This window comes from Bradyrhizobium sp. ORS 111, from assembly GCF_045571485.1.
GTDB lineage: Bacteria > Pseudomonadota > Alphaproteobacteria > Rhizobiales > Xanthobacteraceae > Bradyrhizobium.
Window position 1 is genome coordinate 4,478,997 of record NZ_CP120701.1, and the last position, 23,836, is coordinate 4,502,832.

The window sequence follows — 23,836 nt, forward strand, 5'->3', positions numbered from 1 at the left end:
CGTATCAGGGCGCTGCGGCAAGAACTACAGCAGGAATGGCGGTTGGTCGAAGCAAATGGTAGGGCACCTTCTCCCTCTCCCCGTTACGGCGAGAGGTGGAATTCTGCTCTGCCGCTAGCGGCTAAACGAACCGCTCGGTAGCGGTGCGGGGAACGGCGCGGCGGATTGTTGCGTGGCCTGGGCCGGGGCCGCCGGCTGCGCGGCAGGCTGCTGCGCCTGCTGGTCGTCGGGCGGCGGCGCGGTGGTCCGGCGGCGGGCGATCTTTTTCTTCTTCGGCTCCGGCGGCAATTGAGCGGGAGCTCCCTCCTCGGACGCCGCAGCGTCGGGCGCAGCGGCCTGGTCAGCGGCGGGAGCGGGCTTACCCCGGGCGTGCTTCTTGGCCGGCTTCGCCGGCTCCGCCGCCGGAGGCGTCGCTGCGGCGGCAGCCTCGGCGGCCTGCTGCTCCCGCTGCTGCTGCTCGACCTCGTTCTTGTACAAGTCCTTCGGCACGCCCTGCTCGAGACCAGGCACGCCCTCGGGGAATACCGGCTTGCGGTCGCCCGGCAGCTTCTTCTTGGTGTCGAGAAAATCGAGCAGATCGGACGGATCGAAATTGGCCATGCCGCCGCCACCGCAGCCCGCCAGCACGCTGCAAAGCGAGACGAGAACTGCGGCTGCGATCAAGCGTTGCGAGCGGCGCATGGTCGATCTCTCATTCAACTCAGGTTTATCTGGGCATGACCTGATCGGAAAACCGGTTCCCACTTTTCCGGATCATGCCTCTCAGCTCTTGGCGGCCGGCGGCAGCAGGGCCTGCAGCGCCTCGGCGCGCGAGCGCAGGCTCGGCGGCGAGTCGCCATCATTAGCAATCTGGTCGAGCCACTTGCGCGCGGCGGTGGCGTCGTTGGCCCGCCAGGCTGACAGCGCCAGCAGTTCGCGCGCGGTGTGACGGAAGGTCGAATCCTGAGCGGTCACCGGTTCGAGCCGCTGCAGCATGTTCGGATAGGTCGTGGTTTCCATCAGAAGCTGGGCTGCGCGAATCCGCGCCAGATCCTGCTCGGGCCGGCCGATGCTGCGGTCGGCCGCGATCTCGTCATAGAGCTTCGCGGCGGCCTGCTGATCGCGGGTCGCGACCTCGGCCGCCATGCGCAGCCGCGCCAACGTCCGATAGCCGTACGGCGCCTTGGCGGCGAGGTCGGCAAAAGCGGCCTCAGCCTCGGAATGCTTGTTCTGCTCGGATAGTTCAACAGCGCGGTCGAATGCCGCACTCGCCTCGGCGGCCTTCTTGGCCTCGAGATACTGATAGCCGCGCCAGCCCCCGACGCCGGCGATGATCAACACCACCAGCGCGACAATCAGGAGCGAGTACTTGTCCCACAGCTTTTTGAGCTGTTCGCGACGGACTTCCTCGTTTACTTCATCAAATAATTCAGACACTTAAGGCTATCCCATCCCCTCGGGACCGCAACCGCGGGCTGGGCCCGGCCCATACCCGATCCCCACATCGCCGCGGCGTTACCCTAATGGTGTGGCGGTGGCAAGGCAAAGTGAGGCGGATCAAAGCGTTAACCGTGGAGGTTTACCTCCCCGATCAGGTCGCGGTCGCCGCCAATGTCTCCCGCAACTGCCGCTTGATCACCTTGCCGTTGGCATTGCGCGGCAGCGGTGTTGCGGTCAGCGCCATCGTCTCCGGCACCTTGTAGTCCGACAGCCGCTCGGCGCACCAGGCGCGCAGCGCCTCCGCATCGACCTCGGCGCGCGTCACGATCACCGCGTGCACACGCTCGCCGAGCACCGGGCACGGCTTCGCAATGATCGCGCTCTCGACCACGGCGGGATGTCCGGCCAGCACCGATTCAACCTCGGCGGAGTAGATCTTCAGGCCGCCGCGATTGATCATGTCCTTCTGGCGATCGAACACGCGGACGAAATTGTCGGCATCGACTGAGCCGAGATCGCCGGAATGCCAGAAGCCGGCCGTGAAACTCTCCGCCGTTGCCTTCGGATTATTCCAGTAACCTTTGATGACGGAGGCGCTGCGGATCCAGAGCTCGCCGATCTCGCCGCGCGGCACTTCACGGCCGTCGGGCCCCATCACGACGATCTCGGCGCCCGGGCACGGCAGGCCGACGCTGTCGATATGCGCTGCGGTCAGCTCGCCCGGCATCAGCGTCGACGGTGACGTGGTCTCGGTCGCGCCGTAGCAGTTCGCGAGCTTGAGCCCTGGAATCTTGGCGTCGAGCTTCTCGATGGTGGCAACCGGCATCGGCGCGCCGCCGAAGCCGCCGATCCGCCAGCTCGACAGGTCAAAGCTGTCGAAGTCCGGCTGCAGCAGGCAGAGATTGTACATCGCCGGCACCATCACCGTGTAGGTCACGCGTTCGCGCGCGGCGAGCTTGAGATAGTCAGCGGCCTTGAACTCCGGCATGACGATCAACGTGCCGGCGCAGTGCACCATCGTCGTGATGTTGGCGACCGCCCCCGTGACATGGGCGAGCGGCACCGCGGCGATCGAGCGATCCACCTTGGTCAGCTTGAGGCAGGAGACGAACACCATCGAGGAATGGATGATGTTGCAGTGGGCGAGCATCGCGCCCTTCGGCCGGCCGGTGGTGCCGGAGGTGTAGAGGATCATCGCGGTGTCCTCTTCCCTCACCTCCGCGGGCGCGGATGCCGGTGCATGGTCGACCAGTCCTGAAAGTTGCGACGCGCTGTCGTCGCTCACGGCGATGCGGTGCCGCAGACCGGGAATGTCGGCCGCATCAGGCACGCGGTCGGCAAGTCCGACTTCGTGGACCAGCAGCTTCGCGCCGCAGTCGTTCAGCACATAGGCGATCTCGGGCTTCTGCTGGCGTGTCGAGAGCAGCACCGTCACCAGCCCGGCATGGGCGGCAGCGAACATCGTCAGCACGAACTCGACGCGATTGCCGAGCAGGATCGCGACGCGGTCGCCGGGCACAAGGCCGAGCTTTTCGAAGCCGGCCGCGACCTTGGCCGCGCGCTGCGCCACCTCGCGCCAGCTCAAGCGCACATCACCGCAGATCAGCGCCTCGCCGTCGCCATTCTGCGCCACGGCTTGCGCGATCATCGTCCAGAGGCTGTCCGGCCGCTCCACGAAGGCCGGCACGACGCGGTCACCGAAGCGCGGCTCGAGCCGCATGGGCGGAAGTGCGTGTTGCGACCAGTCCATGTCGGCTCCGTCAGGTCTTTTTCATGTCGTAGACGTGCTCGGGCCCCGGGAAGGCGCGGCTCTTCACGTCCCGCGCATAGCCCGCGATCGCCTCCTCGATCGCAGGTCCGAGATTGCCGTAGCGGCGCACGAATTTCGGTGCGCGCGGCGACAGGCCGAGCATGTCCTCCAGCACCAGCACCTGGCCGTCGCAGGCCGCGCTGGCACCGATGCCGATGGTCGGCACTGCGATCGACTGCGTGATCTTGCGCGCCAGGGGCTCGGCCACCGCCTCGACCACGATCGAGAACGCGCCGGCCTCCGCGATCGCCCTGGCGTCGTTCTCGATCGGCGCCCAGTTCGCCTCCTCGCGGCCCTGTGCGCGGAACGAGCCCAGCGTGTTGATCGACTGCGGCGTCAGGCCGATGTGGCCCATGACGGGAATGCCGCGATCCGACAGGAACGCCACGGTCTCCGCCATCCGCGCGCCGCCCTCGAGCTTGACGGCGCCGCACAGCGTTTCCTTCATGATCCGCACCGCCGACTGGAACGCCTGCTCCTTCGAGCCCTCGTAGGAGCCGAACGGCATGTCGACCACAACGAGCGCCTGCTGCGAGCCGCGCATCACCGCGCGGCCCTGCAGGATCATCATGTCGAGCGTGACGGGAACGGTGGTCTCGAAGCCATGCATGACATTGCCGAGGGAATCCCCGACCAGGATGGCATCGCAGTGCTTGTCGACCAGCGCCGCCGTGTGCGCGTGGTACGAGGTCAGCATCACGATCGGCTCGCCGTTCTTGCGGGCGCGAAGGTCGGGCGCGGTCTTGCGCTTGATGGCGGATTGAACAGACATCGTCAGGCTCCCATCACAGGCACGCCGATCACGACCGGATGGAACGCAAACGCCAGCGCCACATAAGCGATGACACCGACCGCGATCGCGATCAGGTCGTTGGTTGTCCCGCCGACCGGGATCGGCGGCGCGCCGGCATCCGTGCGGTACTTCAACGAGATGCGGTCATAGACCGCCCAGCCGAGAAACGAGCCGAACAGGATGATCGAGCCGACATCGCCATTGGCGAGCAGATGCGCGAACGCCCACAGCTTGACGCCTGCAAGCATCGGATGCTTCAGCGTGGTGTAGATGCGGCCGCGGATATACGAAGCCACCACCAGGATGACGGCCGGCAGCATCAACGCCACCGTGATGTGCTTGAATGCCGTCGGCGGGGTCCAGACCGGGATCATTCCTGCGGCGCGGTAATGGCCGAATCCCCAGATGATCAGCACGAGCCCGGCGATGGAGACCAGCGAATAGACGATCTTGTAGGCACCCTCACCCATCGCTTTCACGATGCTCGCGCGCAGTTCGCGCCGCGTCGTGAGCAAGTGGACGCCGGGAAACAGCACGAGACCAAGGATCATGACGAGCAGTCCCACGACGTTCCTCCCCTGATTGATGCCTTCGCGTATCACCTTCGCCGGGCGGTGCGCAACGTGGCAGCTTCACGGATTCCCGGCCGGCTTGGCCAACTCGCGATTGTCGACATAGCGGATCATGATCGGGCGGCCGGCCAGGGCCCCGCCAAGCCCGCCGGTGAACTTCAGCGGCAGGCAGGCATCGAGCGAGGCGTTGATCGCGTTCAGATAGGTGGAGCGGGTGTCGGCCGGAACGCCTGACGTGGCGAATGTCATCCGCGGCGCGCCGATCATTTCGCCGGACCGCTTGAAGCTGAACCGCACCGACATCTGCATGCCCTCGCGCGCGCTATCGGCCGGCGGCGGCGACCAGCAGGCGCGCAGCGCGGCAAAGAGGTCGCCGATGGTATTGAGGTCATGATCGGGCTTGCGATACCTGTCGGCCTGGTCCTGCGGCGGCACGGTCAGGACCGTGAGCTGCAGATTTTCACCATACGGATAATCCATCTCGGGCAGGCAGGGCCCGCGATTGAACACGCTGCAATAGGACGGCGTGCAGGGCCTGTCATCGAGCACGCTGCAGGGCTCATGCGCGAACGGAGTAGGGTTACTCTGATGCCGCGGCCGCGCACCGGCGGTGCCGGCAAAGCCAATGGCCAGCAGTGCGAAGGCAACAAAGATGGCAACGCGCCGGAGCATGCGAGCAAACCCTGAATGCGCTCCGGGGAAAATGGTACCGCAACCGGATCGCATCAAGCGGCAACGCGTTCAATTCCGCGCGTGTGGGCTAGCTGCCGCAGCAACCTCCACCGTCATCGCCCGGCTCGATGTTTAGTCTGGACAGATCACTGACAGGTGTTCGGAGACATAGCTGACACATCAAGAATGGCTGGATTGGTCCGATTCGGGAGGCCGTCCATGCCGTGGAGCGAGGTGTCAGTCATGGATCAGCGACGCGAGTTCGTGCGTCTTGCGATGCAGGAAGGAGCGAACCGGCGGGAGCTATGCCGCCGGTTCGGGATCAGCCCTGACGTCGGCTACAAATGGCTGAGGCGCTGGCAGGCCGGAGATCGGGAGTTGGCGGATCAGTCGCGCCGTCCGAAGAGGATGCCCAAGCGCAGCGCCGCTGTGGTGGAAGCGGAAGTTGTCGCCGTCCGCGACAAGCATCCGGCTTGGGGAGCACGCAAGATCGCCCATTGCCTCAAGCGTGGCGGGCAGGCTGTGCCTGTCCCGTCCACCGTGCATCGGATCCTGTGTCGGAACGACAGAATCAAGCCGAGCGAGAATGCGCCGCCCAACCCTGGACATCGGTTCGAGAAGGAAGCTCCCAATCAATTGTGGCAGATGGACTTCAAAGGCCACATACCGCTCGCCAACGGGATGCGTTGCCATCCGCTGACGGTGGTCGACGATCACTCGCGCTATGTCCCGTGCCTGAAGGCATGTGCGAACGAGCAGCGACCCATGGTGCAGGAGCATCTGACGGCCACGTTCCGCCGCTATGGGCTGCCCGACGCCTTCTATATCGATAATGGCTCACCTTGGGGCGACACATCCGGCGTGCGCTGGACCGGATTGAAGGTGTGGCTGCTCAAGCTCGGCATCCGGGTGGTGCATGCCAGACCGTGTCACCCGCAGGGCCGCGGCAAGAACGAGCGCTTCCATCGCACCCTCAACGCGGAAGTGTTTGCCATGCATCTCTTCCGCACCTTGCCGGAGGTCCAACGCGCGCTCGACGCCTGGCGCATGATCTACAATCTGGAGCGGCCTCACGAGGGGCTCGCTATGCAGGTGCCCGCCGATCGCTTTCGGCCGAGTTCACGCGCGATGCCGGCGCGTCTTCCGCAGGTGCAATACGACGTCGGCGAGACGGTTCGGACCGTCTCGTCGACCCGAAGCTACATCTCCTTCAAGGGACGGTTCTGGAAAGTTCCGCAGGCCTTCTTCGGCGAGCGTCTTGCTATCCGGCCGCTCGATCGCGACGGCCACTACGGAATCTTCTTCGCCAGTTGGCAAATCGCATCAATCGACTTGACCGATGGCCAACCTGTCAGTGATGTGTCCGAACAGGTGTCAGCCATGTCTTCGGGCTAAACACTCGACCGGGCGATCCAGTATTCCAGAGGCGGTTGTGAATTGCGAAGACGCCGCGGCGTACTGGGTCCCCCGCCTTCGCGGGGACGACACCGAATGGTTAGCGTTACGCCCGCTTCTTCACGTCCTTGACGTTGGAGAAGGTGATGCCATCGGCGCGCTCGCGGGTGTAGCCGAGATAGAACTCGTTCTTGGCCATGAACACGGGATCGCCGTCGACGTCATCGGCGATGCCGGAATTGTTGGCGGCGATGAAGGCCTCGAGCTTCTTGCGATCATCGGAAGAGATCCAGCGCGCCAGCGAGAACTCGCTGACCTCGAACTCCACTGGCAGCGAGTATTCGGCGTCGAGCCGTGCCTTGAGCACGTCGAGCTGCAGCGGGCCGACCACGCCGACCAGCGCCGGCGCGCCGTCGCGCGGGCGGAACACCTGGACGACGCCCTCCTCCGACATCTGCTGCAGGGCTTCCTTCAGCTTCTTCGCCTTCATCGCATCGGTCAGGCGGACACGGCGCACGATTTCCGGCGCGAAGCTCGGCACGCCGACGAAGGTCAGCTCCTCGCCCTCCGTCAGGGTGTCGCCGATCCGCAGCGTGCCGTGATTGGGAATGCCGACGACGTCGCCGGCGAACGCCTCATCCGCCACCGAACGGTCCTGAGCGAAGAAGAATTGCGGGCTCGACAGGCTCATGTTCTTGCCGGTGCGCACCAGCTTGGCCTTCATGCCGCGGCTGAGCTTGCCTGAGCACAATCGCGCGAACGCGATGCGGTCGCGATGGTTCGGATCCATGTTGGCCTGGATCTTGAACACGAAGGCGCTCATGCGCGACTCCGAGGCCTCGACCTTGCGCAGATCGGAATCCTGCGCGCGCGGCGCCGGCGCGAACTTGCCGAGCCCCTCCAGCAAGTCGCCGACGCCGAAATTGCGCAGCGCGCTGCCGAAATAGACCGGCGTCAGATGGCCCTCGCGGAACGCGTCGAGCTCGAACGGTTTGCAAGCTTCCGATACCAGTTCGAGCTCGTCCTTGACCCCGCCGACGTCGAGACTGGGATTGCGGGCGCCGAGATCGGCGATGTCGATCTGCTCGGCCTGGCCGGTCTTGGCGCCGCCGCCTTCGAGCAGCCGCACGCCGCCATTGACGACGTCGTAGGTGCCGAGGAAGTCGCGGCCGCGGCCGACCGGCCAGGTCATCGGCGTGGTGTCGAGCGCCAGCGTCTTCTCGATCTCGTCCAAAAGCTCGAAGGTGTCGCGACTCTCGCGGTCCATCTTGTTGATGAAGGTGATGATCGGAATGTCGCGCAGGCGGCAAACCTCGAACAATTTTCGCGTGCGCGCTTCGATGCCCTTGGCCGCGTCGATCACCATCACCGCCGAGTCGACCGCGGTCAGCGTCCGATAGGTGTCTTCCGAAAAGTCCTCGTGGCCCGGCGTATCGAGGAGATTGAACACGAGGTCGTTGAACTCGAACGTCATCACCGAGGTGACGACGGAGATGCCGCGCTCGCGCTCGATCTTCATCCAGTCCGAGCGGGTGTTGCGCCGCTCGCCCTTGGCCTTGACCTGCCCCGCAAGGTTGATCGCGCCGCCGAACAGCAGCAGCTTTTCGGTCAGCGTGGTCTTGCCGGCGTCCGGGTGCGAGATGATCGCAAAGGTGCGTCGCCGCGCCACCTCCTCGGAAAGCGGCGAACGGGACGGCGATTCGGCTGTGATTGAGATATCGGACATAGCGGGGGAGCGTTTGGCAGGGAAAACGGACACGATCAAGGGCGATTTGTCGCAATGCGGAATGGTCGCATGCTTCCCATATAGGTATGGGAAGGACGACCTTCACCTCATCAGACCATCAGCGGGGACGACCCTGCCTTATCCGGAGGGTTCGTTATGGCGTGGGCCATTCTGTTCACCGCGGGTCTCCTCGAGATCGGCTGGGCCATCGGGCTGAAATACACTGACGGTTTCTCGCGGCTGGTGCCGTCGGCGCTCACGCTGGCGGCCATGGCCGGCAGCATCATCCTGCTCGGCATCGCGCTCAAGACGCTACCGATCGGAACCGCCTATGCGGTCTGGACCGGGATCGGCGCGGTCGGAACCGCGGCGCTCGGCATCATCCTGCTCGGCGAACCCGCGACTGCGATGCGGCTTGCCAGCATCGCATTGATCGTCGCGGGCATTATTGGGCTGAAGCTGGTCGGCTGATCACTTGAGGATCAGCACCGCCCAATAGCTCAGCGCGGCAACCGCCGCGGATGCGGGAATTGTGATCACCCAGGCATAGACGATCGAACTCGCCACGTTCCAGCGCACGGCGGATAGCCGCCGTGCGGCGCCGACCCCGACGATGGCGCCGGTGATGGTATGCGTAGTCGAGACGGGAACCCCGAGAAAGGTCGCCATGAACAGGGTCGCGGCGCCGCCGGTCTCGGCGCAAAAGCCCTGCATCGGCGTCAGCTTGGTGATCCGCAGTCCCATGGTGCGGACGATCCGCCAGCCGCCCATCAAGGTGCCCAGCGCCATCGCGCTCTGGCAGGCCAGTACCACCCAGAAAGGGATGTGGAACGTCTCGCCGGTATGGCCCTGCGAATAAAGCAGCACGGCGATGATCCCCATGGTCTTCTGCGCGTCGTTGCCACCATGGCCGAGCGAATAGAGCGAGGCTGAGGCGAATTGCAGGATGCGAAAGGCGCGATCGACGGCGAACGGCGTCGAGCGCACCGACAGCCAGGAGACAATCGCGACCAGCACCAGCGCCAGCAGGAAGCCGACCAGCGGCGACAGCACGATCGCAAGCAGCGTCTTCGAGAGGCCGCTCCATACCGCCGCCGAAATCCCCGCCTTCGCCATGCCTGCGCCGACCAGCCCGCCGATCAGCGCGTGCGAGCTCGACGAGGGAATGCCGAGTGCCCAGGTGATCAGGTTCCAGACGATCGCGCCGACCAGGGCGGCGAAGATCACGGTCGCATCGACCACCGACGGCTCGATGATCCCGGTGCCGATGGTGTTGGCGACGTGCAGGCCGAACACCATGAAGGCGACGAAGTTGAAGAACGCCGCCCAGAACACCGCATATTGCGGCCGTAACACGCGCGTCGAGACGATGGTCGCGATCGAATTGGCGGCATCGTGCAAGCCGTTCAGGAAGTCGAACAGCAGCGCCACCGCGATCAGGATGACGAGAACGGGAAGACCCAGCGTGGCGTCCACGTGATGGCCCTGCCTATTTCACTTGTTTGAGCATGATCTCCGCGCAAACGCCTCGCGTTTGTCGCAGGGAAAACCGCTGCACACGTTTCCGGATCATGCTCAGACCTGCTCGATCACGATCGAGTTGATCTCGTTGGCGACGTCGTCGAAGCGGTCGGCCACCTTCTCGAGGTGATCGTAGATCTCCGCGCCGACGATGAAGTCCATCGTGTTGGCGTCTCGGTGCTTCAGGAACAATTCCTTCAGCCCGATGTCGTGGAGGTCGTCGACCCGGCCTTCGAGCTTGGTCAGCTCCTCGGTGATCTGGGTCAGCATGGCGACGTTCTGGCCGATCGACTGCAACAGCGGCAGCGCACGGCCGACCAGGTTGGCGCATTCGATGATCAGGCCGCCGATCTCGCGCATCGGCGGTTCGAACGATCGCACCTCGAACAGCACGACCGCCTTCGCGGTCTGTTGCATCTGGTCGACGGCATCATCCATCGACGTGATCAGGTTCTTGATGTCGCCGCGGTCGAACGGGGTGATGAAGGTGCGGCGGACCGCGGTGAGGACTTCGCGGGTGATGTTGTCCGCATCGTTCTCGAATTGATTGACACGCTGGCAGAAGACGGGCGTCTCGTCCCCGCCCTTGAGCATGTCCTGCAGCGCCAAAGCGCACTGCACTGAGGTCTGGGCATGGCGGGCGAACAGGTCGAAAAACCGCTCTTCCTTGGGCAGGAAGCTGCGAAACCAGCGTAACATAAGTCCGTTCCATCGTTCCGGGGCAGCCGTCGGGAGGCTGTCACAGAACTGTCATAGAACACTTCGCGGGACAAGCGCCCGGCCCTGGCCGCCCGGATGGGCGGTCATCCACCACTTTGTCGGTTCAGAAAGTCCCCGGTCCGCGGCCCTACAGCGACCGCCGCAGGTAATGGGCGAGCTCGCCGACGAGGCCGCGCCGGAACAGCAGCACACAGGCGACGAAGATCACGCCCTGGATGACGGTCACCCACTGGCCGAAGCCCGCGAGATATTGCTGCATGGCAATGATCACGAAGGCGCCGACCACAGGTCCGAAAATCGTGCCGAGGCCGCCGACCAGCGTCATCAGCACGATCTCACCGGACATCGACCAGTGCACGTCGGTGAGCGAGGCGTTCTGCGCCACAAACACCTTCAGCGAGCCGGCGAAGCCCGCCAGCGTGCCCGACAGGATGAAGGCGAGCAGCTTGTACTGGTCGGTCTTGTAGCCGAGCGAAATCGCGCGCGGCTCGTTCTCGCGGATCGACTTGAGCACCTCGCCGAACGGCGAGTTGATGGTGCGGTAGATCAGGAGGAAGCCGGCAAGGAATCCAACCAGCACGACGTAATACAGCACCGTCGGCTTGGAGAGGTCGAAGATCCCGAACAGATGGCCCTGCGGAATGCCCTGGATGCCGTCTTCGCCGTGGGTGAACGGCGCCTGCAGATAGATGAAGTAGATGAGCTGCGACAACGCCAGCGTGATCATCGCGAAATAGATCCCCTGCCGGCGAATCGAAACATAGCCGGTGACAAGGGCGAGCAAGGCGGCGGCCGCCGTGCCGACCACGATGCCGAGCTCGGGCGGCAGCCCCCATACCTTCAGCGCATGCGCCGACACGTAGCCCGCGGTGCCGAGAAACATCGCGTGGCCGAACGACAGCAAGCCGCCATAGCCGATCAAGAGGTTGAAGGCGCAGGCGAGCAGCGCGAAGCACAGCGCCTGCATGACGAAGAAGGGATAGATTCCCGTCCATGGCACGACCGCCAGCAGCACCGCCATCGCGGCGAACACAGTCATCTCGTCGCGCATCGCGCGCGGCGTCACCGGAATCGTATCGTCGGTCAATGCTGACATATCAGGCCGCCCGTCCCGTCAGTCCCGTTGGTTTCACCAGCAACACCAGCACCATCAGGACAAACACCACGGTGTTGGAGGCTTCGGGATAAAAATACTTGGTCAGTCCCTCGATCACACCGAGCGCAAAGCCGGTGATGATCGATCCCATGATCGAGCCCATGCCGCCGATCACGACCACCGCGAACACCACGATGATCAGATCGGCGCCCATCAGCGGCCGGACCTGGTTGATCGGTGCCGACAGCACGCCGGCGAGCGCCGCCAGGCCGACGCCGAGCCCGTAGGTCAGCGTGATCATCCGCGGCACGTTGATGCCGAAGGCGCGCACCAGCGTCGGGTTCTCAGTGGCGGCGCGCAGGTAGGCGCCAAGCTGCGTCTTCTCGATCAGGAACCAGGTCGCAAGGCACACCACCAGCGAGAACACGACGACCCAGCCGCGATAGATCGGCAGGAACATGAAGCCGAGATTCATGCCGCCCCTGAGCTGATCCGGGATCGAATAAGGCAGACCGGAGGAGCCGAAATAGTTCTGGAACACGCCCTGCACGATCAGCGCGATGCCGAAGGTCAACAGCAGCCCGTAGAGATGATCGAGCCCGGTCAGCCATTGCAGCATGGTGCGCTCGAGGATCATGCCGAAGATGCCGACGACGATCGGCGCGATGATCAACGCCCACCAATAATTGATGCCACCCAGGTTGAGCAGGAAATACGCCACGAAGGCGCCCATCATGTAGAGCGCGCCGTGCGCGAAATTGATGATGTTGAGCATGCCGAAGATCACGGCAAGCCCCAGACTGAGCAGCGCGTAGAACGAGCCGTTGATCAGTCCCACCAGGAGCTGTGCGTATAGAGCCTGCATCGAATGAGCTTTCGCTTGGGTAGACGAGGCCCGCCGGTCACGCCGTGCCCGGCGGGCATGATCATTACTTCTTCAGCAATGGGCAGGTGCTCTTGTCGAGCGGGGTGAACGCCTGGTCGCCCGGCACGGTGCCGACCAGCTTGTAGAAATCCCACGGGCCCTTCGACTCCGACGGCTTCTTCACCTCGAACAGGTAAGCGTTGTGGGTGACACGGCCGTTTTGCTGGATCTCGCCCTTGCCGAACAGCGGATCGTCGGTCGGGATCGACTTCATCTTCTCGACCACCTTGACGCCGTCATGCGGATTGCCGCCCAGCGCCTCCAGCGCCTTGAAGTAATGCATCAAGCCTGCATAGACGCCGGCCTGCACCATGGTCGGGGGAGCGCTGTTCTTCATCCGCTCCGAAAACCGCTTGGAGAAGGCACGGGTCTGGTCGTTCATGTCCCAGTAGAACGTCTCGGTGAAGTTGAGGCCCTGCGCGGTCTCGAGCCCGATCGCCTTGACGTCGGTGAGGAACAACAACAGCGCCGCAAGCTTCTGGCCGCCCTTGACGATGCCGAACTCGGCGGCCTGCTTGATCGAGTTGGTGGTGTCGCCGCCGGCGTTGGCAAGGCCGATGATCTTGGCCTTGGAGGCCTGCGCCTGCAGCAGGAAGGAGGAGAAGTCCGCGGTGTTGAGCGGATGCTTGACGCCGCCGACCACCTTGCCGCCATTGGCGGTCACGACGGCGGTGGTGTCGCGTTCCAGTGCGGCGCCGAACGCATAGTCCGCGGTCAGGAAGAACCAGGTGTCCCCGCCCGCCTTCACCAGCGCCTGGCCGGTGGCGTGGGCGAGCATGTAGGTGTCGTAGGTCCAGTGCACCGTGTTCGGCGAGCACTGCGCGTTGGTCAGATCGGAGGTCGCTGCACCCGAGTTGATGTAGACGCCGTTCTTCTCCTTCACGACGTTGTTGACCGCGAGCGCGACGCCGGAATTCGGCACGTCGACGATCGCATCGACCTTGTCGACGTCGAACCACTGCCGGGCGATGGTGGTGCCAATGTCGGGCTTGTTCTGGTGATCGCCGGAGATGAGATCGATGGTCCAGCCCTTCGCCTTGAGGCCGGAGTCCTCGATCGCCATCTGCGCCGCCAGCGTCGAACCGGGACCTGCGAGGTCGGCATAAAGGCCGGACTGATCGGACAGCGCGCCGATCTTGACCGTCTTGTCCATCTTGTCCTGGGCTGAAGCGACGCTCGCGGCGCTGAACACCATCGCGGTGCCGAGCAGAAGCGCTGAAATCGTATGTCTCATCTGGTATTTCCTCGTCCTAAATTTTCTGGTTCAGGCGATCTCAAACGCCAAGATAGGTGTGGAGCTTGTCCATGTTGGCCGACAGCTCCGAATTCGAAAAGCCATCGATCACCTTGCCGTGCTCGACGATGTAGTAGCGGTCGGCAACGGTCGAGGCGAAGCGGAAATTCTGCTCGACCAGAAGGATCGTGAATCCCTCGGACTTCAGGCGCGAAATGGTGTGGCCGATCTGCTGGATGATGACCGGCGCCAAGCCTTCGGTCGGCTCGTCCAGCATCAGGAAGCGCGCGCCGGTGCGCAGGATGCGCGCGATCGCCAGCATCTGCTGCTCGCCGCCGGAAAGCTTGGTGCCCTGGCTGGTGAGACGCTCCTTCAGGTTGGGAAACAGCGTGAAGATCTGGTCGAGCGACAGCCCCCCGCTCCGCACCACCGGCGGCAACAGCAGGTTCTCGCGCACGTCGAGGCTCGAGAAGATGCCGCGCTCCTCGGGACAAAACGCAATTCCCATCCGCGCGATCCTGTCGGACGTGGCGCGAATGATCTCCTTGTTGTTGAACCGGATCGAGCCGGAACGCTTGCCGATGACGCCCATCACCGATTTCAGCGTCGTGGTCTTGCCCGCGCCGTTGCGGCCGAGCAGCGTCACGACCTCGCCGGCCTTCACGTTGAAATTGATGCCGTGCAGGATGTGGGACTCGCCGTACCAGGCCTGTAGATCCTTGACCGACAGCACGTCGGCGCTGGCCGCCGTCGCGGGGGCTTCCGCCAGTTTCGCCTCAGCCATGACCCGCTCCCAGATAGGCTTCCTTCACGCGCTCGTCCTTGGAGAGGTCGGCGTAGTTGCCCTCCGCCAGCACCTGCCCGCGCGTCAGCACGGTGATGACGTCGGAGAGGTTGGCGACGACCGAGAGGTTATGCTCGACCATCAGGATGGTGTATTTGGCGGAGATCCGCTTGATCAGCGCCGCGATCTTGTCGATGTCCTCATGACCCATGCCGGCCATCGGCTCGTCCAGCAGCATCATCTCAGGGTCGAGCGCGAGCGTGGTCGCAATTTCAAGTGCGCGCTTGCGGCCATAGGGCATCTCGACCGCCGGCGTGTTGGCGAATTCGCTCAAGCCGACGTCGTTCAGCAGCTCATGGGCGCGCGGATTGAAGCGGTCGAGCACGGCCTTGGAGCGCCAGAAATCGAACGACGCACCGTGCTGGCGCTGCAAGGCCACGCGGACGTTTTCGAGCGCGGTCAGATGGGGAAACACCGCCGAGATCTGGAACGACCGGACCAATCCGAGCCGCGCCACGTCGGCCGGCGGCATCGCGGTGATATCCTGCCCCTTGTAGCGGATCTCGCCCGCCGAAGGCTTCAGGAATTTGGTCAAGAGGTTGAAACAGGTCGTCTTGCCGGCGCCGTTGGGCCCGATCAACGCATGAATATGACCGCGACGCACCTTCAGCGCGACGTCGCGAACGGCGAAGAAACCCGCGAATTCCTTGGTCAATCCGCTGGTTTCGAGAATGAACTCATCGGCCAAATAGAATCCCCCATACGCCATCGCTGCGAGGCCTCTCGCCTGCGTGGCCAGTTCTTTTGATGTCCGGCGGGTTGTCCGATACGTCTTGGAAACCGTCCGGAGCCCGCCGCCTCCGGGCCGGAATATGCCGTCATCCGTGTCGGTTACGCAAGGTGGAAAGCTGTGCACTGCGGCATCGCGAACACCCGGTTCCGGTTCGTCCTTAGTCGAATGGCATTCGATCGCGCTTTGCGCATCCGTCAGTAGCCGTTGACGGTATTTCGCTGCGCTTCGGCGCTTTCATGGCCTGCCGCGCGCCATCATCGATCCCGACCTGGCCCGACGCTGCCGCGGCTCGCGATGCGATCGCGTTTGGCTAAACGTGATGAGATTGGGTGAGCTGGAGCGGCGGCGGTGCTTCACCTCTCCCTTGGGAGAGGCATAGGCCGCCTTCGGCGGCCGTCTTTAAGAGAACGCCGAAGCGCTGCTTCGGCTACGGCGCAGCGCCGGGTGAGGGATTACGATCTCCCGTTAGTGCCGCGGCCCCTCACGCGATTTGCTTCCGCAAATCGACCTCTCCCCGTCGGGGAGAGGTGAAACCGAACGCGTGGCTAAAACCGATTCGATCTAAATTCATCGCGCTTTAGCCGATGCAATTCGAATGCGCAGATCCAGCTAACCCTTCTTGCGTGCCTTCGCCGGCACTTCCTTGGCATAGAGATCCGGCTTGAAGCCGACCACGCGCTTTGACCCGAGGTCGAGCACCGGGCGCTTGATCATCGACGGTTGCTCCGCCATCAACGCGAGCGCCTTCCGCTCGTTCAAACCTTCCTTGTCGTTGTCAGGCAGCTTCTTGAAGGTGGTCCCGGCGCGATTGAGCAGCGTCTCCCAGCCGACCTCGTCACTCCACTGCTTGAGCTTGTCCTTGCCGATTCCGGCGGTCTTGTAGTCGTGGAAGTCGTAGGCCACGCCGTGATCATCGAGCCAGGCGCGCGCCTTCTTCATGGTGTCGCAGTTCTTGATGCCGTAGATGGTGATGGTCAATGCCGTTCCCCCATGCGATTGCGGCGGGGAAATTATCCCCGCCGCAATCGCAGCGCCAGATCGCACCACCTCTGTCTCCACATCGATATTGGCCGCGCCTCAGCGCGCAAGATGCGTGAAGACGAAGTCGTGATCCCGGGCGTGCGCCTCGTGGCAGGCGAAGCAGGTCTCGTGCTGCGCGGCATCGACCGGCTTGCCGTCGATGAACCGGCCAAAGCCCCAGCCGCCGGTTGCGGCATACTTGACGGAATCCTTGACCATGATCTGGACGGTGGTCGCCGGTCCCGTGATGAAGGCGCCGTCGAGACCGGCGACGGGCTTGCGCTTCCAGGCCAGCTTGACCAGCACGGTGCCATCGGGAAATGGCGACGTGCCATCCTGATAGGCCTTCACAGCCGTCGCGTTGCCAAGCACGCTGCGCAGCTCGTCGAGCCCGGTCTCTTCTCCCACCGCGATCAGCTTCCAATCGCGATAGCCGGCTGGAATTTTCACGCCGAAGATCGGCGAAGCCGGCGCCGCATCGTCGGCATGGCCGACGGCAAAGGGCAACGACGCCGTGACGCAGGCCGCCGCGATCGCGGCGACAGCCCATTTCAGAACCTGTCTCATGATCCGTTGTCCGCGCTCGCTTCACATCCTGCTGACGTCGATGATGGCCTGGGCAAACGCCTGCGGCGCTTCCTGCGGCAGATTGTGACCGATGCCGCCGGTGATCAGCCGGTGCTCATAGTGACCGGAGAACTTCTTGGCATAGGCGGCAGGCTCCGGATGCGGCGCGCCATTGGCATCACCTTCCATCGTGATGGTCGGGATCGCGATGACAGGCGCCTGGGCCAGCGTCTTCTCGTAGGTGTCGTACTTCGCCTCGCCCTCCGCGAGCCCAAGCCGCCAGCGGTAATTGTGGATCACGATATCGACGTGGTCGGGGTTCTCGAATGCCGCCGCGCTGCGATCATAGGTGGCGTCGTCGAACTGCCACTTCGGCGAGGCGAGCTGCCAGATCAGCTTGGCGAAATCGTGCCGGTTCTTGGCGTAGCCTTCGCGGCCGCGCTTGGTCGCGAAATAGAACTGGTACCACCATTGCAGCTCGGCCTTCGGCGGCAGCGGCACCTTGCCGGCCTGCTGGCTGCCGATCAGGTAGCCGCTGACAGAGACCATCGCTTTGCAGCGCTCGGGCCACAGCACCGCCATGATGTTGGCGGTGCGCGCGCCCCAGTCGTAGCCGCCGAGCACGGCCTTCTCGATCTTCAACGCATCCATCAGCGCGATGATGTCGGCGGAAACCGCGACCGGCTGGCCGCTGCGCATGGTGTCCGTCGACAGAAAGCGGGTCGTGCCGTAGCCGCGCAGATGGGGCACGATCACGCGGTACCCCGCTTCCGCCAGCGCCGGCGCGACGTCGGCATAGCTGTGGATATCGTAGGGCCAGCCGTGCAGCAGAATGACGGCGGGACCGGAGGCCGGCCCCATCTCGACATAGCCAACGTTGAGTACGCCGGCGTTGATCTGCTTCACCGGACCAATCGAGCGACGGGCGCCACGCTTGATTGCGGGCAGCGCCGTGGCCTTCGACTGCGCACGCGCCGGTGCGATGATGCCGAAGCCCGCTGCCGCGAGCGCCCCGCCGGCGATGCCAAGGAAGCTACGGCGTTGCTGATTGATGAATTGCGACATGGCGATCTCCTGCGTCTTGTGTCGCTGAGGACCATGCCAGACCCCTCGCCGGTTTGCTTTGAGAGGCCGTGGATTTGCCCTTCAGACCGTCTTGATTTTGGCTCGCGCCGGCCTGTGCTAGGTTCCGCCACCTGCACAGGCTCCGGCTCCGGACGTTCGAATTTGCTCTATCACTTCAACAACTTCACTCTCGACCCGGACCGCCGGGAGCTGCGCCGTGGCGACGCGCTGGTCGCCGTCGAGCCACAGGTCTTCGACCTCCTCGAATTCCTCATTCGCGCCCGCGACCGCGTTGTCAGCCGCGACGAGGTGCTCGCGGCGGTGTGGCACGGGCGGATCGTCTCGGAAGCCACACTGGGAAGCCGGGTCAATGCCGCACGGACCGCAATCGGCGACAATGGCGAGCAGCAGCGCCTGATCCGCACCCTGCCCAGCAAGGGTCTCCGGTTCGTCGGCGAGGTCCGGGAAGATGCCGCCCCGGAGCCCGCCACGGCGGAGGACGCCGGTCCACGCCCGAGCGAGGGCCCCGCAATCGCCGTGCTTCCCTTCACCAATATGAGCGGCGATCCCGAGCAGGATTATTTCGCTGACGGCATCGCCGAGGACATCACCACCGCGCTCGCCCGCTGCAGTGGACTGACGGTGATCGCGCGCAACTCCGCCTTCACCTACAAGGGCAAGGCTGTTGACATCCGCGAGGTCGGCCGCGACCTCGGGGTCGGCTATGTGCTCGAGGGCAGCGTCCGCCGCGGCGGCGACCGCCTGCGCATCACCGGGCAATTGATCGACGCGGTCTCCGGCGCACATCTGTGGGCGGACCGCTTCGACGGCGCCGCGAATGACGTGTTCGATCTGCAGGACCGGATCACCGAGAGCGTGGTCGGCGCGATCGAGCCGACCTTGCATGTCGCGGAAGCCGAGCGGCGGCGCGCCGCGCCGCCCGACAAGCTCGACGCCTACGACCTGCTGCTGCGCGCTTACAGCCTGCGCTACGAGTTTACGCCCGAGAGCATCACCGCCGCGCTTGATTGCCTCGACCGGGCACTTGCGCTCGATCCCGCTTACGCGCCGGCGATGGCCGCGTCCGCCTATTGCCAGGCGCTGCGGCATTTCCAGGGCTGGCTGACGCCTGACGATGCGTATCGCGAGCGCGCGGTGACGATGGCCTGGCGCGCCGTCGAGCGCGCGCCCAATGACGCGCAAGTGTTGTGGATGGCGGCCTTCGCGATCTGGAACATGGCCGACGAGATCGAACCCGCGCGCGACCTGTTCGAACGTTCGCTTGCGATCAATCCGAACTCGGCGATGGCGCTGGTGCTCGGCGGCTGGATCGAGGCGATGCGCGGCAACCAGGCGGTGGGCCGCGCCATGATCGAACGCGCGCAGCGGCTGAACCCGCGCGACCCGCGCGGCTGGTTCGCCTCCGGCGCGCTCGCGATCTGCGCGGTGCTCGACGAGAACTTTGCAGAAGCGGCGAATTGGGCGGAGAAGGCATTGGCGCAGAACCGGCGATTTGCGGTGGCGCTGCGCGTCCTGATCGTGGCGCTGGTGAAGACCGGCGATCGTGAGCGCGCGATGCAGACCGCGCGCGAATTGCTGAAGGTCGATCCGGCGTTCACGATCTCCGGCTTCCTGTCGCGGATTCCGTTCCCGGTGCAATCGATGTCCAGGATCTATCGCGAGACCCTGAAGGCGGCCGGCGTCCCGGACTGACGCCGCTCTGAGGATGCGGTAGACGCCGTGAGGAAAGGCGCTTCGCCGCTCCGATGAACCGAGCACTACAATCCCGGTGATCTCGCCGCCCAAGCCTTGGTGGCCTGGCAGCTTTCCATCGCTCCGACGTAGGCAGGGCGTGACGTCGTGCGGGCGAGATAGTCCCGCTCGACAGGACCCGGGACGTAATTGCCGGTTCGCACGCCGAGCAGAAGGGCGTAGCTCACCGAGATATCGGCAGCAGTGAATCGATCGCCGGCGAGATAGGGGCAATTCGAGAGGCGGCGGATAACCAACCCCAGCCGGCTCTCGAATGTCTCGAGTGCCCAGCGGGTAACCCGGGCATCTCGCTCGGCTTCGGGTGCCAGTTGGCGACCGACCAAGACGGCGTTCATCGGCCCGGCGAGCCCGGCCTCACCCAAGTGGAGAAATTGCAGATAAGAAGCGAAGGCGGGATCGTCCGGGGCGACGGCAAGCGAACCTGAGCCGTGGCGTGCGAGCAGGTATTCAAGAATCGCGATCGATTCGAGCATGATCGTCTCGCCGTCCTGCAGCGCGGGAATGAAGCCGGCGGGATTGATCGCGAGGAAATCGCGATCATTCTCGACTGCGAGCAGGTCGACCGGACGCAGCCGATAAGCCAGTCCTAATTCCTCGAGCAGCCAAACAACACGGAACCCACGACCTTCGCCATACACGGTGAGCATAGTTGAGCGTTCCTGGATTGGGCTAGATGCCCATATGCGCGGCCGAGAGACGAGCGAACGTCAATTTCTGAATATTAGAAAAATATCCCCGAGTTGCCCGACGTGTCAAGTTGCCGGGTCGAACGCCGGCCTCCGCGGGCTACTTTGCATGGGGTTGTTTTCGATATTTTGGCGGCGCCCCCTGCGACGGCTCCATAACTTCATGTGGCTCTAGCCCGACCCGCCCGGCTCCATCGCCTCGCCGAGCTCGAGCGGATGCGCCATGGTCTCGTGCAGGGCATCCTTGTCGAGCTCGCCTTCGGACAGGCTGATCACGACGCAGGCGACGCCGTTGCCGACCAGGTTGGTGAGCGCGCGGCACTCGCTCATGAACTTGTCGATGCCGACCAGGATCGCGATCGACTGGATCGGAATGTCCGGCACGATCGACAACGTCGCCGCAAGCGTGATGAAGCCCGCGCCGGTGACGCCCGAGGCGCCCTTCGAGGTGATCATGGCGATGCCGAGGATGCCGAGCTCCTGCCAGATCGTCAGATGCGTGTTGGTGGCCTGCGCCAGGAACAGCGTCGCCAGCGTCATATAGATGTTGGTGCCGTCGAGGTTGAAGCTGTAGCCGGTCGGGATGACGAGGCCGACCACCGAGCGCGAGGCGCCGAGATGCTCCATCTTCTGGATCATCTGCGGCAGCACGGTCTCCGACGACGAGGTGCCGAGCACGATCAAGAGCTCGTCCTTGATATAGGCGATGAAGCGGAGGATCGAGAAGCCCGACAGCCGCGCGATGGCGCCGAGCACGATCAGCACGAACAGCAGGCTGGTGAGGTAGAAGGTGCCGATCAGTGCTGCCAGGTTCCACAGCGAACCGAGGCCGTAGGCGCCGACCGTGAAGGCCATGGCGCCGAAGGCGCCGATCGGCGCGACGCGGACGATGATACGGATGATGCCGAAGAACACCTTGGCGGCCATGTCGATCGCCGCCGCGATCGGCTCGCCGGCCTTGCCCATGAAGGCGATGGCGAAGCCGGAGAGGATCGAGATCAGCAGCACCTGCAGCAGGTCGCCGCGCGCGATCGCTCCGAAATAGCTGTCCGGAATGATCGCCATCAAATGGGCGACGATGCCCTCCTCCTTCGCCTTGCTGACGTAGGTCGCGACCGACTTCGGATCGATCGTGGCCGGATCGATGTTGAAGCCGCTGCCGGGTTGCAGCAGTTTGCCGACCAGGAGGCCGACCGCCAGCGCCACCGTCGAGACCACCTCGAAATAGATCAGCGCCTTCAAGCCGACCCGACCGACGCGCTTGAGGTCTCCCATCGAGGAGATGCCGTGCACCACGGTGCAGAAGATCACCGGCGCGATCATCATCTTGATCAGCGCGATGAAGCCATCGCCGAGCGGCTTCAGCGCCTTGCCGAGATCGGGATTGTAATGCCCGATCAGGATGCCGAGCGCGATCGCGATCAGCACCTGGATGTAAAGAACCTTGTACCAGGGCTGATGACGATGAACGGCAGGCCGGATCGCGTCTGTGGTCATGGGCGGGCTCGAGGCTCGAATGGAAGGACGGGCGGGACGATCATGGCGAAGCGTGGCGCGGCCGACAACGGATTTTCTCGCTCTCGCCCAGCCACACCGACCTAGGGCCGCTGGGGGATGTTCAGTCCACGCTGCACCGCAGGGCGCGCGAGGCCGCGCTCCAGCCAGGCGACGACGTACTTGAACTGGTCGAACTCGACAAGCGTGCGTGCATCGTAGAAGCCGATCAGATTGCGCACCCATCCGAGCATCGAGATGTCAGCGATGGTGTATTCGTCGTCCATGAACCACTGTCGCCCCGCAAGGTGCGTCTCCATCACGCCAAGCAGCCGCTTGGATTCCGCGACGTAGCGCTGCAGCGGCCGCTTGTCCTCGTAGTCCTTGCCGGCGAACTTGTTGAAGAAACCGACCTGACCGAACATCGGCCCGATGCCGCCCATCTGGAAATGAACCCACTGCATGGTCTGGTAGCGGCGCGTCGCATCCTGCGGCAACAGCTTGCCGGTCTTCTCGGCCAGGTATTGCAGGATGGCGCCGGATTCGAACAAGGGCAGCGGTTGGCCGCCGGGACCGTTGGGATCGAGGATCGCCGGGATCTTGCCGTTCGGGTTCAGCGAGAGAAACTCCGGCGTCTTCTGATCGTCCTTGTTGAAGTCGACGAGATGCACTTCGTAAGGCAGCCCGATCTCCTCGAGCATGATCGAGACCTTGACTCCATTCGGCGTCGGCAGCGAATAGAGTTGCAGGCGATCCGGATGCTGCGCGGGCCAGCGTTTTGTAATCGGAAAGGCGGAGAGATCGGCCATATTGATGATCTTTTTGATGGTCTTTGCGTCGCTTCAATTGGCTAGCTAATGTATGACCTCGATGCAAGCCACAAGGGCCGGAGCGACCATGACAGACCAAGCGGAGCCGGAACGGCTTGGCCTCTCGGATGACGAACTCGCGATCCATCCGACGGTGTTCGCATCCGATGCGCTGGCCGGCCAGGTGGTGATCGTCTCGGGCGGTGCCGGCGGCATCGGCCGCGCCATCGCCTGGCTGTTTGCGCGGCTCGGCGCTGACGTCGTCGTGGTCGGCCGCAACGGCGACAAGCTCAATGCGCTCGTCGATGCTCTCAGACGCCGCGGCCTCATGGCCTCCGCGCATGTGGCCGACATTAGGGATCCAGATGCCGTCAAAACGATGTTCGAGACGATCTGGGCCGCGCATGGCCGCGTGGATATCCTGGTCAACAGCGCCGGCGGCCAGTTCCCACAGGCCGCGATCGACTTTTCGGTCAAGGGCTGGAACGCGGTGATCAACACCAACCTCAACGGCACCTGGTACATGATGCAGGCGGCGGCGCAGCGCTGGCGCGACCGCAAGCAGCCGGGCAGCATCGTCAACATCGTCGTGGTCACCACTCATGGCCTCTACGGCATCGCGCACACGATCGCGGCGCGATCCGGCGTGATCGGCCTGTCGCGCGCACTCGCGGTCGAATGGGCGCCGCTGAACATCCGGATCAACTGCATCGCCCCCGGCGCGATCGAGACCGAGGGCTGGAACGTCTACAGCGCCGAAGCGCGCGCCGCCTATCCGCGCTCCAATCCGATGCTGCGCCCGGGCTCGCCCTGGGACATCGCCGAGGCCAGCGTCTATCTCGGCGGTCCCTCCGGCAAGTTCATTACCGGCGAGACGCTGACCGTCGACGGCGGTGGTCAGCATTGGGGCGAGACCTGGACCACCGGCAAGCCGGACTATTTCAGGGACAGCGAATAATACT

At 64.2% G+C, this 23,836-nt stretch carries 24 protein-coding genes; 4 read left to right on the forward strand and 20 right to left on the reverse strand.

Annotated elements, in window-relative coordinates:
* Positions 1 to 114: 114 nt before the first annotated feature.
* The 6 genes from P6U30_RS20945 to P6U30_RS20970 form a co-directional block, all read right to left on the reverse strand.
* Positions 115 to 681 carry a hypothetical protein gene (locus tag P6U30_RS20945; RefSeq protein ID WP_407164820.1) on the reverse strand — a complete coding sequence of 189 codons (567 nt, stop codon included), beginning with the start codon at positions 679 to 681 and terminating at the stop codon, positions 115 to 117.
* An 81-nt stretch (positions 682 to 762) separates the two neighbouring features.
* Positions 763 to 1,416 (reverse strand): tetratricopeptide repeat protein, encoded by a 654-nt coding sequence (locus P6U30_RS20950; protein WP_407164821.1) that lies wholly within the window; start codon positions 1,414 to 1,416, stop codon positions 763 to 765.
* Positions 1,417 to 1,570: 154 nt separating this feature from the next.
* Positions 1,571 to 3,169 (reverse strand): class I adenylate-forming enzyme family protein, encoded by a 1,599-nt coding sequence (locus P6U30_RS20955; RefSeq protein ID WP_407164822.1) that lies wholly within the window; start codon positions 3,167 to 3,169, stop codon positions 1,571 to 1,573.
* Positions 3,170 to 3,179: 10 nt separating this feature from the next.
* Positions 3,180 to 4,001 carry a 3-methyl-2-oxobutanoate hydroxymethyltransferase gene (gene panB / locus P6U30_RS20960; protein ID WP_407164823.1) on the reverse strand — a complete coding sequence of 274 codons (822 nt, stop codon included), beginning with the start codon at positions 3,999 to 4,001 and terminating at the stop codon, positions 3,180 to 3,182.
* 2 nt (positions 4,002 to 4,003) lie between these two features.
* Entirely contained in the window at positions 4,004 to 4,588 is a 585-nt protein-coding gene (locus P6U30_RS20965; RefSeq protein WP_407164824.1) for an NnrU family protein, read from the reverse strand.
* Between the two features lie 66 nt (positions 4,589 to 4,654).
* Positions 4,655 to 5,266, reverse strand: coding sequence for a hypothetical protein (locus P6U30_RS20970; RefSeq protein ID WP_407164825.1), 612 nt, complete (start codon positions 5,264 to 5,266; stop codon positions 4,655 to 4,657).
* Positions 5,267 to 5,485: 219 nt separating this feature from the next.
* Here P6U30_RS20970 and P6U30_RS20975 point away from each other — a divergent pair, with 219 nt between their 5' ends.
* The gene (locus P6U30_RS20975; protein WP_407164520.1) at positions 5,486 to 6,661 is read left to right on the forward strand and encodes an IS481 family transposase; all 1,176 of its coding nucleotides are present in this window, start codon (positions 5,486 to 5,488) and stop codon (positions 6,659 to 6,661) included.
* A gap of 106 nt (positions 6,662 to 6,767) precedes the next feature.
* Here the strand turns inward: P6U30_RS20975 and P6U30_RS20980 are convergent, their stop codons facing one another.
* Positions 6,768 to 8,387, reverse strand: a complete 1,620-nt coding sequence (locus tag P6U30_RS20980; protein ID WP_407164826.1) for a peptide chain release factor 3 — start codon at positions 8,385 to 8,387, stop codon at positions 6,768 to 6,770.
* Between the two features lie 156 nt (positions 8,388 to 8,543).
* Here P6U30_RS20980 and sugE point away from each other — a divergent pair, with 156 nt between their 5' ends.
* Complete coding sequence (sugE, locus tag P6U30_RS20985; protein WP_407164827.1) at positions 8,544 to 8,858, forward strand: quaternary ammonium compound efflux SMR transporter SugE; 315 nt, start codon at positions 8,544 to 8,546, stop codon at positions 8,856 to 8,858.
* Here sugE and P6U30_RS20990 read toward each other — a convergent pair whose 3' ends face one another.
* From P6U30_RS20990 to P6U30_RS21035, 10 genes are all read right to left on the reverse strand, one after another.
* Positions 8,859 to 9,863: an inorganic phosphate transporter gene (locus tag P6U30_RS20990; RefSeq protein ID WP_407146633.1), complete on the reverse strand. Its 1,005-nt coding sequence runs from the start codon at positions 9,861 to 9,863 to the stop codon at positions 8,859 to 8,861.
* A 99-nt stretch (positions 9,864 to 9,962) separates the two neighbouring features.
* The gene (locus P6U30_RS20995; protein ID WP_407164828.1) at positions 9,963 to 10,607 is read right to left on the reverse strand and encodes a DUF47 domain-containing protein; all 645 of its coding nucleotides are present in this window, start codon (positions 10,605 to 10,607) and stop codon (positions 9,963 to 9,965) included.
* Between the two features lie 148 nt (positions 10,608 to 10,755).
* Entirely contained in the window at positions 10,756 to 11,724 is a 969-nt protein-coding gene (locus P6U30_RS21000; RefSeq protein WP_407146635.1) for a branched-chain amino acid ABC transporter permease, read from the reverse strand.
* A 1-nt stretch (position 11,725) separates the two neighbouring features.
* Positions 11,726 to 12,589: a branched-chain amino acid ABC transporter permease gene (locus P6U30_RS21005; RefSeq protein ID WP_407146636.1), complete on the reverse strand. Its 864-nt coding sequence runs from the start codon at positions 12,587 to 12,589 to the stop codon at positions 11,726 to 11,728.
* 64 nt (positions 12,590 to 12,653) lie between these two features.
* On the reverse strand, positions 12,654 to 13,883 hold the full coding sequence (locus tag P6U30_RS21010) for an ABC transporter substrate-binding protein (protein ID WP_407164829.1): 1,230 nt from the start codon (positions 13,881 to 13,883) through the stop codon (positions 12,654 to 12,656).
* A gap of 40 nt (positions 13,884 to 13,923) precedes the next feature.
* Positions 13,924 to 14,667 (reverse strand): ABC transporter ATP-binding protein, encoded by a 744-nt coding sequence (locus tag P6U30_RS21015; RefSeq protein ID WP_407164830.1) that lies wholly within the window; start codon positions 14,665 to 14,667, stop codon positions 13,924 to 13,926.
* Positions 14,660 to 15,415, reverse strand: coding sequence for an ABC transporter ATP-binding protein (locus tag P6U30_RS21020; protein ID WP_407170501.1), 756 nt, complete (start codon positions 15,413 to 15,415; stop codon positions 14,660 to 14,662). The genes P6U30_RS21015 and P6U30_RS21020 overlap by 8 nt, the downstream gene beginning before the upstream one ends.
* Positions 15,416 to 16,069: 654 nt before the next feature.
* Complete coding sequence (locus P6U30_RS21025) at positions 16,070 to 16,438, reverse strand: ArsC family reductase (RefSeq protein WP_407164831.1); 369 nt, start codon at positions 16,436 to 16,438, stop codon at positions 16,070 to 16,072.
* 99 nt (positions 16,439 to 16,537) lie between these two features.
* Positions 16,538 to 17,047: a cytochrome P460 family protein gene (locus P6U30_RS21030; RefSeq protein WP_407164832.1), complete on the reverse strand. Its 510-nt coding sequence runs from the start codon at positions 17,045 to 17,047 to the stop codon at positions 16,538 to 16,540.
* 21 nt (positions 17,048 to 17,068) lie between these two features.
* On the reverse strand, positions 17,069 to 18,112 hold the full coding sequence (locus P6U30_RS21035; RefSeq protein ID WP_407164833.1) for an alpha/beta fold hydrolase: 1,044 nt from the start codon (positions 18,110 to 18,112) through the stop codon (positions 17,069 to 17,071).
* Positions 18,113 to 18,274: 162 nt separating this feature from the next.
* Here P6U30_RS21035 and P6U30_RS21040 point away from each other — a divergent pair, with 162 nt between their 5' ends.
* Positions 18,275 to 19,825, forward strand: coding sequence for a winged helix-turn-helix domain-containing protein (locus tag P6U30_RS21040; RefSeq protein ID WP_407164834.1), 1,551 nt, complete (start codon positions 18,275 to 18,277; stop codon positions 19,823 to 19,825).
* Between the two features lie 65 nt (positions 19,826 to 19,890).
* Here P6U30_RS21040 and P6U30_RS21045 read toward each other — a convergent pair whose 3' ends face one another.
* The 3 genes from P6U30_RS21045 to P6U30_RS21055 form a co-directional block, all read right to left on the reverse strand.
* The gene (locus tag P6U30_RS21045) at positions 19,891 to 20,532 is read right to left on the reverse strand and encodes a glutathione S-transferase family protein (RefSeq protein WP_407164835.1); all 642 of its coding nucleotides are present in this window, start codon (positions 20,530 to 20,532) and stop codon (positions 19,891 to 19,893) included.
* A gap of 210 nt (positions 20,533 to 20,742) precedes the next feature.
* Positions 20,743 to 22,068, reverse strand: a complete 1,326-nt coding sequence (locus P6U30_RS21050) for a dicarboxylate/amino acid:cation symporter (protein WP_407164836.1) — start codon at positions 22,066 to 22,068, stop codon at positions 20,743 to 20,745.
* 101 nt (positions 22,069 to 22,169) lie between these two features.
* Positions 22,170 to 22,874 (reverse strand): glutathione S-transferase family protein, encoded by a 705-nt coding sequence (locus P6U30_RS21055; protein WP_407164837.1) that lies wholly within the window; start codon positions 22,872 to 22,874, stop codon positions 22,170 to 22,172.
* 88 nt (positions 22,875 to 22,962) lie between these two features.
* Between P6U30_RS21055 and P6U30_RS21060 the strand changes: the two genes are divergently transcribed.
* Positions 22,963 to 23,832: an SDR family oxidoreductase gene (locus P6U30_RS21060; protein ID WP_407164838.1), complete on the forward strand. Its 870-nt coding sequence runs from the start codon at positions 22,963 to 22,965 to the stop codon at positions 23,830 to 23,832.
* Positions 23,833 to 23,836: the final 4 nt, after the last annotated feature.